Raw genomic sequence first — 20,605 nt, 5'->3', positions numbered from 1 at the left:
AAATGGCATGATCCCGGGGGGGAACCTTGAGCAATGTTCAATACCGGCAGCGTTTTCTTATCTGGCTGGGAGTAGCAACAACTTTTTTTCTGACCGTTACCAGTGCAGGCGCCTCAATAAGCTGCTATGACTGCCACGGTACCAGGTCCGCCATGGATTTCCGTCCCACCGACGCCCCCTACCGCAACATCACCACCGGCGGATTTCAGGGAACACATCGCAACCATCTTGCTATCGGCGCCAATGCCACTAGCTGCACCAAGTGCCATCCCGGCAGCGACAGCTACACCACGAGCCATCGCGATGGGGTAATCGGATTGTCCTCCAACATCAAGAATTCTCCCCAGGCTGCTACATATAAAAACAGTACCACTCCCTTCCCCCAGACCTCAACCCCTTCACTTGGCACCTGCACGAACGTCAATTGCCATTTCGAGAAAGAAACCCCTGTCTGGGGCGGTGCCGTCCTTACTTTAGAAACCGGATGCGGGGCCTGCCACGATACTCCACCGGCTGATGGCAATCATCCAGCTGCCTCTGGACCTGGCAAGAAGCATGGTGACTACTATGGCACCGGTAGTGGCAGTTGCGGCATCTGCCATGTCAGTCATTTCGCCGGTGCCAACCCGTTTTCCCATGCCACCAGTGTCGGCAGAAACCTGATCCTGTCCTTTAATGTGGCGCCAAACAGCGGCGGCGGCTATGGCAAACCACAGAATCTGAGCTATCCCAACTATCTGCCGAGCCGGACCCGGGCCGAAGACAGAAACGGCAGCTGTTCCAACCTCTACTGCCACAGCGACGGGCAGGAGGGAGCTCCCAAAACTACACCGACATGGGGGGCCACATTCGCCTCATCCTGCAATTCATGCCACGATAGCGCTGGCGATACCACGAACCTCAGCGGCAGGCATGGAAAGCATACCGGGAGTTCCGGCTATGCCTATAGCTGTGAGCGTTGTCATAAGACGACGGCAAACGGCAGCGATACCATTGCCGACAAAGCCAGCCATGTGAACAAAAACAAGGATGTCTCCTTCAGGGAGGGGGGCAATTACGGTTCGGAAGATAAAAGCTGCAATGCCTATTGCCACAGTAATGCAGACGGTGGTGCACCGACCTTTTCAGTCAAATGGACGGATACCGCCCCCATGCAGTGCTACTCGTGCCACAAGGGGCGCACCCAGGACAATACCCCCGCCAACTGTGCCGATACGGGCGGCGTCTGGAACAGTGACAAGGGCTTCTGCGCCCCTTACGTCAATATTACTTCCAACGGCCATTCGCGACTGGTGGGTCCCCAATGGATACGCAGATACCCCTGTACCTACTGCCATAATGCCACCATCGATGCCAACGGCAATATCATCGATAAAACAAGGCATACCAATGGCGTGAAGGATGTGTCAATGGGCAGCCAGTGGGCGATAGTCGGCAGGTCTGCCCCGGTGTATGACGCAGCCAACAAGATCTGCGACAACGTCTACTGCCATAGCGACGGCACCACTAACCCTGAAGACGTGCGTCCCTTTGCCTGGACTGCGCCAAAAACGGACTGCAACAGCTGTCATGGCCATCCCAGTGGAACATGCTCAAACACCCTCTGCCATGATGGAAGGACCGACAGCACCGGTAAGGTCTGGACTGCCAAAGCCGGCTGGCCTGCCGGCCAGGAATGGAAGGCAGCAACTCCCATGTTCCCCAACCAGGGTTCCGGTTCGGACCGCGCCAATTCACACCAGAGACACGCAGATACCAATTTTACCTGCGATCAGTGCCATACCGCCACCATTACCAACGGCATCTGCACCGACTGTCATGCCACCGGTATTCCCCTTGGCAGCATGTCTGAGGTCTCCCATCTCAATGGTTCGTACCACGTGAACAAGGCCAAGGACGTGGTATTCAAGCAGGGGGGATCATATAATCCCGTCACCAAGACCTGTTCCAACACCGCCTGTCATTCCGGCGGCACAGACCCCCAGTGGGGAAGCTCGGTGAACACGGGTGTCATCTGTCTTACGTGCCACGGCACCACCAGCCCCGATGTGGACAGCTTCGGCTTCAAGATCTACAGCACCCAGGCCAGAATAAACCTTACCGAATGGGCAACCACAGGACATGGCAGGCCTATATCCGCAGGACCATACCCGGCAAGCGGCAATCCGGCGGCAAATTTCCCCGGCAACCCCTGCTGGTACTGTCATGATAACAATATCCTGCACAATGACACCGGCAACCCTTTCCGGCTGCGGCAGCATGACCAGTATACCAACCGTTTCGAAAAAGAATGCGTCTACTGTCACATGATCGGCCTCGACAGCGAATGTCTCTCATGCCATGACAACGACGAATCACTGGCCCCGCAGCTGGCTTCGCTGCCGGCAGACCCTTCGACAACCTGGCCAGACGGCAGTGTCGCTCCCCGTCCGGATCACCGGCCCATGTCCGGTGGAGGTACATCCTGTCTGACCACGTTATGCCATTTTGTTGATCCGGCCAGCCCGACCAATGATATGAAACGGCACAATGCCGGTGCCGGTATATGGACTGCCGACCAGAAGGGGGATGTGAAAAATCAGTACCTGATGATGGGGGTCTGCCTCAAATGCCATGACGACGATACGGGAGGCAAGTGCAACAGCTGTCATTCCGCTCCCGCGAACAAACCACTGAAGTACTCTCTTGGCTTCAGGCCATTTTCTTCAGCCGAGTACCGGTTCATCAAGCCTCAGAAGGCCAGGGCATCTTCTGTCCACTTTGGCTATAAACACAACCGGGCCTATGTCCAGGATGGCGTTTGGAAAGGGGGCAAATTCTGCTGGGACTGCCATGATCCCCATGGGGACGGCAATATCTTTATGATCCAGAACAAGGTTGCCACCTCCACCGAGGGGACCTTCGGCATTCCGAAAACCAGGGCCGATGTTTCATTCACCAGGAAACAGAGCGGGCTTGATTATGCCCGGATCAATGCCCCATACAACGGCATCTGCAACGTCTGCCATTCTGCCGGAAGCCAGCATTACCGCGTGGATGGCGGCGACGGACACAATGCCAGCCGCGTCTGCACTTCCTGTCACGAACATCGCTTTACCGACAGCCATGCCGATGACCAGCCATGCAACACCTGCCACCAAAACAAGCCGGTGCCGCGCCATTCAGGGTTCGGCCTGCCCAGGGACTGCACAAAGTGTCACAGCGGCACCATCGGCATGCGTATGGACATCATGGGGCAGATGAAAGCCAATTCCCATCATGTGCAAGGGGTGACGGTAACCAACAAGCATTGTTACTCGTGCCACTGGGAATCGACACCGGAAGGACTCATCGATGTGAAGCACCATGAGGGCTACAACTACAAGAATTATTCGTCGGCGAAGAATGCGCCCGTGGATCTGGTCGTCTGGGAACCCGGCATCAGGCCCACCGTTTATAAGCTCTATACGACTGCCGTCAGCTTCCTTGCCAGCAATATCGGCACTGCCAATGAGCGGACGGAAGTGACCAAGCTCACCAATGTCTGCATCAGCTGCCACAGTGACCAGAACAATGACAGCGTGCCGTTCAACGACTGCAAGACGCCGCGCCAGTATGCATGGGATCTGCAGAGCGTTGCTGCCCGTTATTCACAGCAGGGCACCGTGTCTTGGGGCAAGTACAACTCCACCACCTATCCCGGTGCCAATCAGAAGGACCGGGTAACCAAGGCGGTTTCCGCCCACGGCAACGCAGTAGCCAACCAGGGCGGCTTCGATGCCATCAATGGCCTCGACAGCTCCATTGCCAATACCAGAAACGGCGCCCAGAACGTACAGTGTTTCGACTGTCACAGTTCCCACGGCTCGAAGGTAGTAGGTGTGACCTCAAGTTACCTGACTTTCAACGGTACATACAACGGAGCCAATCTCAAAGAAACACAGGCGGGCAAGGGGGGCTACGCCATGAGCTACAAGGCTTCGGCCAATAGCGCTGCCGGTTCCATCAATCCTTATAATGCCGGGGCCGGTCAATGCTTCGACTGTCACCTGAACCAGAACGTGGGCGTAACCCCATGGGGATATGAGTCCACATTCGGTGCAACTGCACCCATCAGGGGCTACCTTGATTCGTTCCGCTTCGGGGCGGATACTGCCGGATATATGAGCCGTTACTCTTACAAGAATATGGCCATCAAGGGTGGGCACTTGAAATCGTCCAGTTTCCTCAACAATACAACTGCTGCGCAAAACAAGATCAATGGTCTCTGCACACCCTGCCACGATCCCCATGGGGTAAGCCCGGTTTTGGGAACGAAGCAGCCCCTTGCCGTGCCGATGCTTAAGGGAACCTGGCTTACATCACCATATCGGGAAGATGCGGCCATAGCAGATACCGCTAATCCGCCGGGGGGGCAGAAGCTATACGGGCCGCCGGGGGCTTACACCGACCAGAACACCTTCGGTGGGGCCAGGATTTCAGAGGACGACAGCAGTTTCGCCGGGCTTTGCCTGCGCTGTCACAACAAGTCGAAGCTCACCGACGGCATCAACAAGAACCAGCCTTGGAAAAGTGCCGATCGGGTGCACGAGTCGGTCAAGGGATGGGGAGCCAACACGCAGCATTCCTATAGCTGTTCCAAGTGCCATGCGCCACACACAAGCGGCATGCCTCGCCTCATGCAGACCAACTGCCTTGATACAAGACACAGGGGAAGGGTGGCTTCCGGCGGACAGGCAGGGTCTAACGGCCCCGCTACCTTTGAATATTCCAACTATCCCAACCCAAGCAGCGGCAGTTTCCCCCGTGGTGCCGATCAGTATGGGGTCAACTGCCATCCGGGCGGCGCCTGGCCCGATAACAGCTGGAATAAGGTGACGCCATGGTAACTATAAAATCAAATTACTTTTTCCGGATATTTTGTCAATTCACGGGGGGGCTATTCCTGATCCTGGCGTTTGTCAACCTTTCCCTCAGCGACTCTTTCGCCGCCGGCGGCGATATCGTCTGGCAAAAGGGCGACCTCAAAGCCGGTACCCAGGAGGCTCAGGCTTCCATTGTGGATCCCCAGGGGAATTTCCTGGTAACCGGCTACCGGAATCTTGCCGGTGATACCAACGACGATTACTACACCGTCAAATTCAAGGCGGATGGATCGGACATAGCCTGGAGTGCCTTTTATGACAGGGCGGGAGCCTCAGACAAGGCCACCGCCATTGTGGTCGATGCAGCCAATGATGTGATCGTAACCGGATATGTCTGGAACGGGACGAACAAGGATATCCACACCATCAAGTACAGCGGAGCAACCGGAGTCGTGCTTTGGCAGCATACCTGGAACGGGGGGGCCAGTGGCAACGATCTGGGCACCGCAGTTTCGGTAGACTCCCTCAATAATGTCTATGTTGGCGGGACCACCCAGAATGCTTCGGGCAATGACGATCTCGTCATTCTCAAATACAGCGCCGGGGGCCCTGATCCTGACGGGACTCCCCTTTGGGCTGCTACCTATAACGGGACAGCCCAAGGCGCCGACCAGCTGTATTCCCTTGCCGCAGGCATTGACGGACTTGCTGTAACGGGTCAATCATGGAACGGCACTTCCTATGACCTGCTCACCATCAAATATGGCTTCGACGGAAGCAACCTGTGGGAGCGGCGCTACTCATCAGGGGCCGGATATGTATGTTCCGGGAAACAGGTGAAGATGGATGCCGGCGGCAACGTAATCGTCAGCGGTACGGCGGCAAACAACCTGGACCTGGATATCTATACTGCCAAACACAACGGTGCGACCGGTGCCATTGTCTGGGAGAGGACCTACAACGGAGCCTTCAACGACGAACCCAACGGCCTTTATGTGGACGCGGGGGGTGATGTCTATGTTACGGGCTATACCTGGACCCTTTCCGGCACCAACGACTTTTATACTGCCCGCTATTCAGGCAGTAACGGTGCTATCGTATGGCAGCAGAATTTCGACTCGGGAGACGGCAACACCGATGTGGCAATAGCCACCGGCATCGCCGTCGACGAGGCAGGGGATGTATTCGTTACCGGCTATACGGTGGCGGCGGGAAATTACGACTTCCAGACTATCAAATACAAAAGAGACAACGGTAACCAGTTGTGGCACAGCAGCTTCAATGGAACTGCAGGTAAGAACGATCGCCCGGTCGGCCTTGGATTTTCGCCGGCAGGAGACGTTCTGGTGGGTGGCTGGTCGGACAACGGCAGCGATCTGGACTACTACCTGATCAAATACGACGCCGGTGCCCTCAACCCCCCCACCAGTCTGGCAACCGCAACCATTTCAAGCACCAGCGTCGGGCTCTCCTGGACCGATAACTCCGGCAACGAGGATGGGTTCAAGATCGAGAGGAAGCTGGGAGAACAGGGAACCTTTGCCCAGATTGGCGCTGTCGGAGCAGGGATCACCACCTATACCGATGAGGGGCTGATTGCCAATAATTATTACTACTACCGGGTACGAGCTTACAACGCCGCCAACGGCGATTCCCACTACAGCAACGAGGCCCGCGCCCTGACTGTGTTCGTCAATTTTATCGCCCCCAGCTGGAGCTATCTGTACAACAACCCCGATGACATGGATGATTTCGCCAATGCCGTTGCCGTCGGTCCGGACAACAATCCGGTAGTCACCGGTTACAGCCTCCGTGCCGTGGGGGGATTCGACTACTACACCCTCAAATTGAGCAATGTGGATAAAAGTATCATCTGGAGTCACCTTTACGATGATGCGGATAGTGAAATGGATGTGGCCAAATGCGTGGCGGTGGATGGCAGCAACAATGCCATCGTCTCGGGCTACTCGCAACTTTTCTACGCACCGGCCCAGAGGAACATCAACTCCATCTATACCTTGAAATACCCTGCAGCAGGGCCTCCGGAACTGTGGCACAGCCAGTACAACGGCCCCGGTGCCATCGATGACCGGGCGACGGCCATTGACACCACCACCGATGCCGGTAACAACATCGTCGTCATCGGTTATGGCAAGAATGCAGCAGGTAACGAGGACATTTATGTGGTCAAATATGCTGCGGCACCTCTCCTGGATGAGCTGGGCAATGCAGTTTCCTCCTGGGCCGCGGTGCCCTTTGACGGTGGCGGGGACGACATCCCCAGTGCGGTAGCCATCGGGCCGGACGGCAACGTCTACGTTACCGGTTACAGCGAAACGGCTCCAGGTTCCAACATCTACAACTTCTTTACCGCAAAATACAGCGGCACCAACGGCGCCCTCATCTGGTCCGACCTTTACAGCGTAATCTCCGGTGGGGATAACCGGGGCAATTCCATTGCCACAGATACGGCAGGAGATGTGTACGTAACCGGATCGGCAAAGACCGCCGCCGGCAACAGGGATATCTACACCATCAAGTACAGCGGTAGCGGCAATATCGCCCAGAGGATCTGGGAACGCCCGGTTGCCGGGCCGGCAAACGGTGATGACGATGGAGTATCGTTAAGAATTGACCCCATTGACGGAGCGATCATCGTTGCCGGGACCACATTGACCGGCCCCGGTGATCATGACGTGACCCTGGTCAGGTACAATGCCGCCGGGGATGTGGTCTGGCAGAAAAGTCTGCAGCGCCCGGTGAACGACGATCAGGCGATCGCCATGGCTGTGGACGCCTCGGGATATATCTATGTTGCCGGCAACACCAGCAACGGTGCCACCATTGACGTTATGTCACTCATCTATGACCATGAGGGGGCGCTGTTGGGTGCCACCACTTACAACGGCGCTGCCAATGGCAATGATGAAGCCAGCTCCATCGCCGTCAACTATCAGGGGGAGGCATTCATTGCCGGAAGCTCGGCCAATGCAACCGGAAATGCCGATTATCTGGTGATCAAGCAGGTCAATAATTTCATTCTCGTTCCTGCGCCTTTCACGGCAACCCCACAGGCAGATTACAGCAGGATCGATCTTGCCTGGAGCAGCAATACTGCCGGCGCCGGCTTCCGCATCGAGCGGACCCTTGGCCCCATAACCTCTTCCAGTATCTGGACCCCAATCAACACCGCCTCTGCCGGTACGACTGCTTTTGTTGACAGTGGCCTCAACGGCAATACCCAGTACTGCTACCGTATCGAAGCCTACAACGGCAGCCTGGTTTCCCGAAAGATTACCACCTGCGCCACCACAACCCTCCAGGCGCCGGTTCTTGATCAACTGTCTCTCCTGTCGCCAACGTCAGTGGATGTCAGCTGGAACAATATACCCGGCAACAGCGGCTACCGGCTGGAGAGAATGGCAGGCGGAGGAAGCTGGACCCAGATCGGCAACAATCTCGCTCCCGATACTTTGCTTTACCACGATACAACCCTGACTGCCGGAGTAGTCTATCAATATCGAATCAATACCATCAACAGTGCCGGGCTTTCCCTCGCCAGCAATGTGCAGGTTGCCCCTGTTCTCAATGTCTTGGCCGGGATTACCGCCGCCAAGATCGATTTGACTTGGCCTGCAGTTACCGGGGCTACCGGTTACAAGGTAGAGCGGAGCACGGACAACAGCACCTGGACCGTTATTGCCATTCCGGGTGCTGCCGCGGTCAGCTTCTCAGATACCACCGTCGTTGCCGGAGTTCTCTATTACTATCGCCTGCGGGCAACAAATCCAGATGGTGATTCCGCTGCCAGCCTGGTGCAGTCCGGGCGAACCAAGCTGCAGACGCCGGCCATTACATCGGCAACCACCGTTTCCACCAGCGAAATCTCCGTCAACTGGAGCGACCCCAACAGTTTTGAGAGTGGTTACAAACTGGAGTATTCCGATTGTCTGAATCAAACTTACTGCGCCTCGAATACAGGCTATGATTACTACTGGACCGCCTGGACCACGGTCAACCTGGGCGTTGACGCAACAACGAGGAACATTAGCGGTCTTACCCCCGGCAACCTTTACCGGTTGAGGGTTACGGCTGTGGGAACCGTCAATTCGGATACCAGCACCATAGTAACGGCCCGGACGAATGTTTCCGGTCCGACAAATCTGGTTGCCACTGCCGCAACGGACAGCTCGGTCAGCCTTTCCTGGTCGGATGTCTTTGGTGAAACGAATTACCGGGTGCTGAAAGACGGTGTCGTCCTCTCCGGCAGCGGATTGCCGCTGGCACAAAATACCACCATTTATACGGTCAGTGGATTGAGCATGAATATCCCATACTGCTTCAAGGTGCAGCCCTACAATGGCACAAGCTCGAGTGACAGCAACGAGGCATGCGTGACCATCTATGGTCCGCCAACGCTCACCAGCGTCACCGGCGTGTCCCAAGGCCAGATCGACCTGGCCTGGATCGATGTGACCGGTGATGTGGGATATGAAGTGTGGCGAAGTGCAGCCACATACCAATCGACTCCTCCGGCAAGTCCAGGCACCGGCTCCTGGAGTGTTTACGTCAATGGGACACCGACACCACTGGCTGCCGATACGGTTGTCTTTAACAACAGCGGGCTTACAGCCGGCTACACCTACAAGTACAAAATTCGCTACAAGCTGGCCGATGGCAGCTTTTCAGCCTTCAGCAACGAGTTCATGGCAACTACCGTTCCCCCTACGCCGAGCTTCAGCACCTCGGTAGTTTCCAGTTCCCAGATCAAACTTTCCTGGACCGACAAAACCGGGGAAACCTCCTATAATCTGCAGCACAAGGTGCGAAACGGCGCAGACTGCACCACCGAAGACTGGACCGGCGTTACTTCCACGTCGGTTGCCCAGAACTCGATTACTACGACAGTGAGCAGCCTGCTATCGGGTACCACCTACTGTTTCAGGCTGAACGCGGCCAATCTGGCGGGGGATTCGCCGTGGAGTTCTACTGTCACACAGACCACGTGGCTTGACGCGCCGGTTCTCAACCCTCTTACCGGCATCACCCAGTCAAAAATCGATCTTTCCTGGACCAACATCACCGGCAATACCGGCTACAAGATCGAGCGCAAAACCGACACTGTCGCCTGGTCACAGTTGGCAACACCTGTAACAGATGTTGCCATCTACAGCGACACCACTGCCGCTGCCAACACTACCTACTACTACCGCGTTTATACCAAAAACAGTGTTGGCGCATACTCTGTCGCATCCAACGAGCAGAGCGCAGCCACCCTGCCCATCACGCCGCCGGTGCTGAATACCCTGTCCGGCATCACCACCGGCCAAATCATCCTTTCATGGAACGACGTTGCCGGCAATGACGGGTACAAGGTAGAGCGAAGCCCCGACGGCGCCAACTGGTCGCAGGTGGCTACCCCTGCCCAAGGTGCCATCACCTATACCAACAGCGGCCTTTCTGCCGGTACCCTCTACTATTATCGCGTCTCCACAAAAAATACCGCCGGCAGTTATTCAGTGCCCAGCAATATCCAATCGGCCACCACAACCCCGGCTGCACCTTCATTGACGACAAAGCTGATCAGCGAGGCGAGAATAGATCTTACCTGGCAGGTGGTCTACGGCGCCACTAATTACAAGATCTTGCGCTCAATCGGCGGCAATGGACCGTGGAGCCAGATCAACAACCTGGCAATCCCCTATTCGACACTCTATTGCGGATACTATACCAGCCCAACCATTGGCTGCCCCACGTTGGTGCCGGTCTTCACTACCCATGGGGATACTTCCCTGACGGAGAACGTGGAATACTGCTATCAGATGACCGCCTGGAACACCACCGGCGGTGACTCGGCCCCAAGCAACATTGTCTGCCAGAAAACCCCTGCCGTCGGTGCTCCAAGCCTTAATGCCGTCACCCCTCTGAATTCGGGCAAGATCAAACTGGAATGGAGCTACACGGGTGCCGCCTGCACTCCGGTCCCCTGTGAAAATCCCGACGGCTTCCAGATCTGGCGCCTGCTTCCCACCGGAGAAATGGGGCTGGTGACAACGGTGCCCAATACGGGCAGCTACACCGACACCCTGGCCATCGAACCCCAGAAGGCATACGCCTATCAGGTGAGGGCATACCGGGGAGGGGACTTCTCACCCTTCAGCAACACCCTGCAAGCGACAACCCCAGCCTACACATCTGCAGACGGCACCTGTCAATAGGTGTCGTCGCCTTCCCAGTCGCTTCAGGATATCGAAAAAAGTGGCGGTGCCGGTAGCGGCACCGCCGCTTGCTCAGGTGAGTCTCTCCCCCATTTCCATTTAAACCCCCATCATGTTAGATTTCCCATTGAGTTGCATGCATTTTTGGTGTAGTGGTGGTCTTGCGCCAGATATGATGCAACGACATGGCAACGGCGGAAAACAGGGAACTGGTAATCGAAGGAAATAAGTGTTAAGGGGGCGGAATTAGAAAAGCATATAATATTAGATGCAAAGGAGAAGTGCCCCATCAGGTAAAAGCATCTATTATTATATGCCTTGTGGCATCCAATATTGCATGCCTGTATCTAATATTAGATGCTGGAATATAATATTAGATGCCGACCTGATCGGTGAATAATGAGTTGGTCGACAACCGGAACAAGGATAGAAACTTGCGCCCCAAGTCCTTTAGCGGCAGAAATGCAGAAATGTTAACATTACAAATCGGCATACATAATACTCCGAAAGTGAGATATAGATGGATAAATACAAAGACATGATCGACGACAAGCTTATCCGCAATCTTGTATTACTTGCATTAGTCCCTTTGGCTCTATGTGCATTGGCGTACTTCATTCGGTTTGGCTGGATTATGAAATATCCCATATCGCCGAATCAAAGCGACTGGGGCACCTTTGGTGACTTTATTGGAGGCGTGTTAAATCCGATTTATGCTTTCCTTGCCTTTATTGGTGTTATATATACTGTTTTGCTACAAAAACGTCAGTTAACAGACATGAAAACACAGCAGAAGCTAGAAGAGTTACAGCAATTGATATTCGGAATAGCTGAAACTATTGACAAAGTACTTTTTGAACAAAAGCATAAGTACAAATCTAATGATTTTAACGTATTCACGTTATTAAGGTCTATTTCAGATGATTCAATTAGAATCGAACTAAACCCTTCGCACCCGATTTCTTGTATATATGATGACATCAGAACAAGTGTAATAGAACTAATATCCTTTGATTTAACATATGTAAGCGAACAATTAAGCCATCTGATTTGGTGCCTAGAAAACTATGAAAAAAACCAAGGAAGTAAAGAAATAAAGGACTTCTATATAGGTAAATATCGCAATGTAGTGTTCATGATGAAGCAAGTTAGACATCTCCATTTAGAAGAAGTTGAGGTTTTTTTTAAAGTAGATGAAGTCAAGAAAACGGTTATTGACGCTATTAAAGCAAGCCGGTAAGCAGGGCGTAAAAGAGCCATATAACTTAGCTAAAACTACTAATAATATAATGAGAATTTAATGAACTTAAAAGAAATGGAAGACTCAATAAAGTTGTACATAAGAGATATGCACCCTGAGTATTCATTGTTAATAACAGGAGAATGGGGAAGTGGTAAAACATATTTTTGGGAAAATGTCATACAAGCTGGGGTTTATATCGATTATCCTAATGGCGAGAGGAATACAACCTATATTTCCCTATATGGAATCCAGTCTAAAATAGAAATTGACCAGTTAATCACTGTTGCAATTTCTGATTTTCTTCGGTTGACATCAGCCAACAACGTCACTAGCGCATTATCCTCATTGTCACAAAAGCATATTGATTTGGATAATGCTCACGAAATCATGCGAGCTAGTAATATAGTTTTATGTGTTGACGATCTGGAACGCGTAAAGATGCCGATTGATACTGTACTTGGTTATCTTAATAAGCTTGTTGAGCATGAACATATCAGAATGATAATCCTCTGCGATGAAAGTAAGATTGAGAACCTCGACGTATATACTGTTCAGAAGGAAAAGTTAGTCGGTTATACATTCAGATATGTTCCTGACATGGATGCTGTAGTAAATAAGTTAATTGCAGGCACATCTAAAAAGCACGCCTACGCCAATACTAAGAAGGTTTTCGACGAGTACTACGCCATATCAAAATGCAACAATATAAGAACTATTAGCAAAGCCTTTAGCATATTCAATTCAGTATGCGATTACATTTCGATAGAAAATATAGATGTATTAGACTCAATTTTATACTTTACCCTTGTTATCATGAATGAATATAAAAGTGGCTTACTTAATGATAAATCAATACTGGAAATTGCAACTCATTTAGAAGCTTCATCCAGCTTTTATCTATTTAAACAAGATGAGAACTCAGTAACTAGAAAAATAGTATCAAAATACTATCATGGTAATCACAACGGTATACCTAAATTTGGAAGTCTATTTAATTATATCCTATATGGATATCTAAACACAAAGCTACTAGATGACAATGTGTCCAAATATATTGAAGACAAAAGCATTAAAGTCAGAACTCAAGAAGAACTGTTTCATAGTGATTTTTGGCTCCTCAGTGACGAGTCTATGACTACTATAGCTAAAGCTTTTCTTGAAGAAATTGCGGGCGCTAAAATAAAAAATGCGGTGACCTTAATAAACCTTGCTCAAAGGTTGTTTTTCTTTTCTAAAGAGAGGCTGATAACTCAAAGCCCAGTTGATATCGAGAATGGATTCATTGCAGCGCTAAATGTTCTTCGAGCTGCCGGACAATTAGAGTGCAATAAAATACTATGGACGCCTTTAAGTTTTAATGATGTCGACCTAGATGAATACAGATCAGTTAAAGCAACCATAAAATTAATTTGTGATGAGATGCAGAATATTGGTCAAAAAGAAGAGGTGACACAGACCTTTAGTTTGCTTGATAACGAGCCTGATGAGTTTTTTAAACGGTTTTATGAAACACAGCATGCGACTACTCCTGTACTTTCAGACATTGATGCAAACTGGTTATTTAACATTATTATAAAAAGTAGTCCTGACACAATACTTAAATTCCAAAATTGGGTTGACTCAAGGTATTCAGCCTCCAACATAATAGACTTCCTTGAAGCAGAAAAGAGCTTCCTAGAAATAGTTATGTCGTATGTAGCATCCTATTTATCTGAACACACTTCCGGGATAAAGGCCTATTCAGTTAGATCCCTACGTAATGGCCTTGCCTCCGCAATTCAAAAGCTTTCTAGGAATTGAGGGAAAACTATGAGTGACGCTGCTTAGTTTGCCTTAGAGGGAGGCTACCAACTCACGACTGGACCGGTCAAGCCGGTCAGCCTAGCGTTGAACAAAGATACTAAATTCTAAGAGGTTGATATGGCGAATAGTCGAAGATTTGTGAAAGTGTTTCTTGCATCACCAGGTGACCTATCCGATGAACGCAAAATTGCAAAAACTGTGGTCGATGAGTTCAATTCATTATGGGCAGAACAACTCGGATATCAAGTTGAGCTTGTGGGATGGGAGGATACTGTAGCAAGATGTGGTCGTCCCCAAGCTCTTATAAATCGTGATCTAGAACAATGTGAACTCTTTGTGGGCTTAATGTGGAAGAGATGGGGAACCCCGCCGGACGTAGCTGGGACGTATTCATCTGGCTTTGAAGAAGAATTTAACAGATCCGTTGAACGCCGAAAAGCTGATGGACTCCCTGAAATAAGTCTCCTTTTTAAGGAAATTGATACCGATAGCCTTCGTGACCCAGGAGCACAACTGAAAAAAGTTTTGGATTTTAAAGAACAACTCATCACTGAGAAAACAATTCTATTCGAGCATTTTTCTGATTTTAGTGATTTTGAAAAGAAATTTCGACGATGCATAGCAGACTACATAAAATGCCTATGTAATGTCGAAGGACAAGTTAGAGTTAATAGCCAGAGCCAAGCCCCACCTAGTGAAGATGAAAAACAACAAACATCAGATGCAAATGCACAACCTCTCGAAACACCACTTTCCATAGAAGGTGCTCAATTTCTGCGAGACTTCATATCAAAAACGGAGCGGGATTTAGAACAAGAACCCATTGAAGGTGCAGAAATCGCACGATTTAGATTGCTCACAACAATATTAGGTAAACATGGAAATGATGAGTACTCTCTTGGTGTTCACGATTCAAACCTGATGTTTGCAAAAGGAGATAAATTTAAATTGGGCCAACATGAAATAAGCGGGCTGGTTGCCAGTGGGTTGAGTAACTTTAGCAATGAGAATGTTCCTCTTTGGCGATGGCTGGCAGCAATGGGAGAGTTTTCAAATAGTATTCTGCCATTTTACACATTTAAAGGGCCTACGGAACGACGAATCAACGCTATCACTGCGATGAAGCTGATTTCAGAGCCACTTCCCTCCGGTGGAAAACGTTTTAATCGCGATTTTTTACTTAAATCTTGGTTTTCTGACAACTCTAAAAGTGCGCTTAGGGTTGCAGCTTTGAATTATCTTGGCGAGTTTGGCATTACTTCAGATATTTCGATTATCCGTGCCGAGCTAGACAGGAATGACAATCAAACAAATAATGCTGCTACTGATGCATTCCTCCGAATTAAACTTCGTGAAAGCCGCGAATGTGCGATTTTGGCGCTTAATGAACTTCGGCCATCATTTGTCCACCAAGATTTAATGATAGCACTATTTGACAATGAAGCAGCGTTGAGCACGGAATCACTTATTAGCTGCATTGATCAGCAATGCAATAATGTACGTCGTAAAGCTATAGAGATTCTTCGTAAACGCAAAGCATTGCCACTTGATACCGTAGAGCAATTGTTGTGCGACAACGATGCAAAGGTAAGATATGAAGCTATTAATACTCTCATTGAACACGGCCGTACTTTTTCAAATGACGAAGCCAAAAAAATTCTTGTCAAACCATCTCAAAAATCCGGTTTAGGAATGCTTTCCATCGCTTCAGGAATAACTGATGAAACATATTGGAATCACTACCAACATCATACATTGCGTTTAACAAGTGAAAAGGAACTTGAAAAAATTACCGAAAAATCCTCAATTTTTGATTTTGACCCCAAGTTCATCTTGGCTGAACGTCAATTTAAAAAAAGAGGAGATATTTTAAGGAAATCAGTAGAGGAACAATTCAAAGAGGAGTTTTCAAATTATCTGAATAAGCTGTCCGAAATTTTTACTATGGACCATGAGGTTATAGAACGGACACGAGGCATCGAAGATTATCAACGTAAAAGTCTCACTCGAAAGGGCTTAAACATTATTTGTCAAAAAGCCGAGTTGCGGGACTTGGGACTTGTAAGGAATGCTCTAAAGAGTGGCTTTGTTGACTACTCCAGCACTGATGTTGAGTATCTTCGTAAATTTGGTGAATGGGAGGACATCAAATTAATTATCGACTCTGTGAAACGGCCGGAGGCCGGACAAAACACTCTGTTATTATCAACCCCTGAAGACTCTAAATATCAAGTTTCTGCAAAAGCTATATATGCATTGGGCCGAAATAGATTAACAGAACTGCTGTCAATGCAGCTGCCAAGCCAGCTATTGTCCTACCTTATAGTTGAGACACCGGACAAAGCCTTTCGCGAACTTACAGATGAAACTATTATCCGTCTGCTGCAATATGAGGACGAAAAAGTTCGAAAGTGTATAGCTTTAAAATGCATTCGTGCGTTAACAAAGAAGCGCTTAATAAAGCTTCTTGCAGACTATATGTCTAGTGATGAACAACAATATTATAATGTAATTCACTGGCTCGATTTTGGTGTATCAACTCCACGAGATAGGGCAATTCAAGCTTCTGATAAAGTCCTTAAAAAGGAATGGAATCGCTAGACACAAGAATTGTTAGATCACGGAAGAAGGTCTGCGCCTCTAAATTTCAAAAGTTAAAACTGCAAATGTTTCAACAAGGCTTACGACCTGCCCTAGAAAACCGGCAGGTCAAAGCCATGCCCGTTAGAAGGATAACCCATGGACGAAAATTTCTACCTAGGACTTGCAAACGAAATGGCTGCTAAATTGCGGCGAGTTTCTTCGTTTGTGAATCACGGGCCGTCAATTGGCTCGTATCACGAAGAAGTTCTCAAGCCGATACTAGAAAGCATGCTCTCAGAACGTTTTCGGCTTCGGACAGGTTTCGCTTACACTAGGAAATTCGGTGCGTCACAGCAAGGCGACATTCTGATTGTTGATGAGAACAATCCGGCAGCATACCACTTTCGAGAGGGTAATTTTGCGGTTGTTGCTCCAGAGGCAATAGTCTGCGCAATCGAGGTAAAAACCAAACTAAATAAGAAGACATTTATCGAAGCGCTTCGCAACTTGTACTCGTTCACACGAGGATCCATATTCGTTCCACCGGCGACGTTCTTGTTTGCCTACGAGAGCGTCCCGCTCACTCAAAAGGTATTGTCAGCTTGGTACGACTCTGTCACCGACATCCCTGATGAATTACAGAATTATCCGTGGGCAATATACGTGCTGAACCGTGGAATTATTATTCTCAAGAGTCCTTCAACTAACGAAGAATGGGGTCATATTCCGATTGAAGGTGAAGACAAGGAAGGCCCTAAGCTCAAGTCACTTTCCCTCTTCCTTCAGACCATTAGAAAAGCAATGATCTTACATTCGAAAGTTCAGTTTAATCCATTCGAAAATGCTGCATTCGATGGACTTCTATATTCTATCTATTGCTACCGATATGGCCCAAGTTCCCTTCAGGTAGCTAACCCTGCGATAGTTCAAAAACAAGATAATTCTAACTAGGAAGAAAAAAAGGGGTCTACCATAGGATTTAAGCAGATGACGGAGCATTTCCTCTCGTGTAAAATACCGTCTGACGGGGGTGTGGCTTATGGGGTCAGTGGCCTGTTCATTCAGACTCACTCGGGCCTGAAATGCCGCCCCCGTCATCTGCGTCATCCTCAAAGGTCGACCGGGATGGTGCCGCAAGTGGCTCTGTAAGTAGACGAGACCTTGGGATGACTAACTCGTCTGGTAAAGGAGCCCCCTTGTGAGAAAGAGTTCTCCCCTTGAACTGCGCGTCGGTGTCGACGTCGGCTGTCACAGTCACAATGTCGCCATTGGCCTTTCAAACGGCGAAATTTTGGAAGAGTTCTCGATCAAGCATGAGCCGGAAGGATTCCGGCAGTTCTTTGCATGCATCGAGAAGCACGAGAAGAAGCATAGCTTGCCTGTTTCAGTAGCGATGGAAGGCTACAACGGCTATGCCCGGCCCTTGGACACGCTGGTGCGTGCTCGGGACTACCGGCTATTCAACATCAACAACCTGAAGCTCGCCAGGTTTAAGGAGATCTTTCCTGGTGCAGCGAAAACCGATGAGATCGATGCCAGAAAAGCGCTGGAGTTGTTCCAGCTCCGCGATTACCTTCCAGTTGCCAAAGATGTGCTGCAGGAGGTACGTGCCACGCCCAAAGAAAATGAAGTGCTTAAGCGTCTGTCACGCCGTCGCCGTCGTTTGGTAAATGAGCGCGTGCGGGTGCTGAACAACTTCCAGGCCGACTTGCAATCCGTCTGTCCGGGCCTGTTGGAGATCACCGGCGATGCTGGCAATCTCTGGTTTCTGCGTTTCATTACGAGTGTAGACAGCCTCCCAAAGCTGGCCAGGATGCGTGAAGGTACAATCCGTAAGCTCCCTGGTATCGGGGCAAAGTACACGGGCATCATCATAACGTGGCAGAAACAGGCTCACTTCAGCCACGAAGTCGAGTGGGTCAGCGACATGATCCTTGAAGACGCGTGGCGGATACTGGAGTTGCACGAAAGCATAGACAGTCTAGATCGACGAATGGCTGCAGTCGCCATCGATTCGGAGATTGCGCAGAATCTTTCAACTATACCTGGATTCGGCTCTACGACTATTGCAGAACTTGCAGGTGAAATCGGTACAGTCGAGCGGTTCAAAGACGAACAGAGCCTGGCATTGTATCTTGGAATGACCAATCTCGACAACAGTTCTGGTAAGAAGAAAGGCTCTAAACCACCAAAGCAAGTGAATGAGCGAGCGAAGGCAGCCATGATGACAGCTGTCGACAGACACAGAAAACAAGTCCCGCAGTCACAAACGTACTATCGAAAAAAACGAGCAGAAGGAAAGAAGCACAATCAAGCAGTACGCGCCCTTGGTCGTCATTTGTGCCGAGTTATCTTCAAGATGTTGAAAGAGAACAGGGGGTACTTGCTGCCCCAATGACAAATTTTTCTTGAAAATTCCAGCGGGATGTTCAGCCCTTGAAAAAAGAATTTCAACGATGAAAACCAGATTTTTCTACTTTCAAGGGCTGACCCCTTAGTGGACTCAGGCAACTTGAATCACTCATAGAGTTAAATCATGACATGGACGATGCCGAGGATGCATTAAAGGCATTAAGAAATAGCATGAATGAAGATAATAAAGAAACACTAGTTTCATTATTTGGCTGCGTCCCATGGAAAATATCAGAATGCATCCTCTCTTACATTGTTATTCTTTATGCCAAGGCATTTACTGAAAGCACTGGCAGAACACGACTAGATGGACAAATTAATGATATTTTTGGGGAAGACATAGATAAACACAATTCTACAATCGAACTCAGAAATGAATTTTATGCTCATCAAGGAATTGAAGCAAATAGACATCAATTGTTTTACCTTCCAAATGCGCCAATTCCTGGAAAGGTGCGCCTGAATCCGGATGGACAAACAACAAGAATATTAATGCCTACTTGGATAGACATTGAGATTATTGAGTACTGCGTAGCGAAAGTAAAAGAACACCTGCGAGTAAGAATAGAAGGTCTTTGCAACACCATAGAGAAGGAACTCACTGCCGAACAGCTAGAAGTACTTAATTCAACACCAAAAGATGAATTGATGCGCAGACACTGGCGGGAAAACAGTGAGAATAGAATTAGTCCATTTTCGAAGAGGAAAACATAACCAGGCTTACGACCTGCCAAAAAAATCCGGCAGGTCAAAGCCATGGCCGTTGGAAAGAACAGGAAAGAGAAATGATATGGGACTCGACGGAGTAGAACTTGTAATTGCATTTGAGGAGCAGTTTGGAGTCAGCATGTCGGACGCGGAGGCTGAAAAGCTAGAAACGCCACGCATGGTTTGTGACTTCATTTATTCTAAGATCGTAACAACTGACGAAAAAATATGCCAAACACAGCGAGCTTTTTATTTAATAAGAAGAGCAATTTCCAATACTTTCCGCCACAACAGAAAGTCAATAACGCCTGACGCCCCTATCAATCAGCTTTTCTCAAATCCACCCGATAAAGAGAAATGGTTAAGTCTAAAAAAGGCCGTCCAAGCACGGACTTGGCCGGAACTATCAAGGCCGATATGGTTGAAAGTTCTCATTGTTATAATTCCTGCCTCAGTGTTTTTCACTCTATGGTTGCGAAATCCAATTAATCCAATAGCCGGTTTTTTTGCCATACCGATAATTGGTTTCTTTTCGGCAGTAATTACTATTTACATTGGTACATCTTTAACAAGACCTATGAAAACGACTATTCCTGCGAACATTAAACAAGTTAAGGATCTTATTCCGTTTGCAATTACTTCCGATGAAATGAAATGGACAAAAGAGCAGATATCGGAACACGTAAAAAGGATTGTAATTGAGATAGTTGGTATATCTGAATCAGAATATTTCGAGGACGCACATTTTATCAAAGACTTTGGAATCGACTGAGAAGTAGATTCCAACAAGGCGG

At 49.4% G+C, this 20,605-nt stretch carries 9 protein-coding genes; all 9 read left to right on the top strand.

Going from position 1 to position 20,605, the window contains the following annotated elements; genetic code table 11:
• Nucleotides 1-26 precede the first annotated feature (26 nt).
• A complete protein-coding gene (locus GEOB_RS15555) occupies nt 27-4,868 on the top strand; it encodes a CxxxxCH/CxxCH domain c-type cytochrome (RefSeq protein WP_012648203.1) in 4,842 nt (1,613 codons plus the stop codon).
• A complete protein-coding gene (locus tag GEOB_RS15550; protein WP_012648202.1) occupies nt 4,862-11,062 on the top strand; it encodes a fibronectin type III domain-containing protein in 6,201 nt (2,066 codons plus the stop codon). The genes GEOB_RS15555 and GEOB_RS15550 overlap by 7 nt, the downstream gene beginning before the upstream one ends.
• A gap of 520 nt (nt 11,063-11,582) precedes the next feature.
• A complete protein-coding gene (locus GEOB_RS19450) occupies nt 11,583-12,302 on the top strand; it encodes a hypothetical protein (protein ID WP_012648200.1) in 720 nt (239 codons plus the stop codon).
• A gap of 60 nt (nt 12,303-12,362) precedes the next feature.
• On the top strand, nt 12,363-14,105 hold the full coding sequence (locus GEOB_RS15540; protein ID WP_012648199.1) for a P-loop NTPase fold protein: 1,743 nt from the start codon (nt 12,363-12,365) through the stop codon (nt 14,103-14,105).
• Between the two features lie 120 nt (nt 14,106-14,225).
• The gene (locus tag GEOB_RS15535; RefSeq protein WP_012648198.1) at nt 14,226-16,709 is read left to right on the top strand and encodes a DUF4062 domain-containing protein; all 2,484 of its coding nucleotides are present in this window, start codon (nt 14,226-14,228) and stop codon (nt 16,707-16,709) included.
• A gap of 138 nt (nt 16,710-16,847) precedes the next feature.
• Nucleotides 16,848-17,642, top strand: coding sequence for a DUF6602 domain-containing protein (locus GEOB_RS15530; protein WP_012648197.1), 795 nt, complete (start codon nt 16,848-16,850; stop codon nt 17,640-17,642).
• A gap of 247 nt (nt 17,643-17,889) precedes the next feature.
• Nucleotides 17,890-19,089, top strand: coding sequence for an IS110 family RNA-guided transposase (locus GEOB_RS15525; protein ID WP_012648195.1), 1,200 nt, complete (start codon nt 17,890-17,892; stop codon nt 19,087-19,089).
• A gap of 143 nt (nt 19,090-19,232) precedes the next feature.
• Nucleotides 19,233-19,817: a hypothetical protein gene (locus tag GEOB_RS15520; RefSeq protein ID WP_012648194.1), complete on the top strand. Its 585-nt coding sequence runs from the start codon at nt 19,233-19,235 to the stop codon at nt 19,815-19,817.
• The gene (locus GEOB_RS19445) at nt 19,777-20,583 is read left to right on the top strand and encodes an acyl carrier protein (RefSeq protein ID WP_195892553.1); all 807 of its coding nucleotides are present in this window, start codon (nt 19,777-19,779) and stop codon (nt 20,581-20,583) included. The genes GEOB_RS15520 and GEOB_RS19445 overlap by 41 nt, the downstream gene beginning before the upstream one ends.
• Nucleotides 20,584-20,605: the final 22 nt, after the last annotated feature.

The sequence above is a fragment of the Geotalea daltonii FRC-32 genome (genome assembly GCF_000022265.1).
Taxonomy (GTDB): Bacteria; Desulfobacterota; Desulfuromonadia; order Geobacterales; family Geobacteraceae; genus Geotalea; species Geotalea daltonii.
This window is presented reverse-complemented; position numbering and strand designations above follow the sequence as displayed.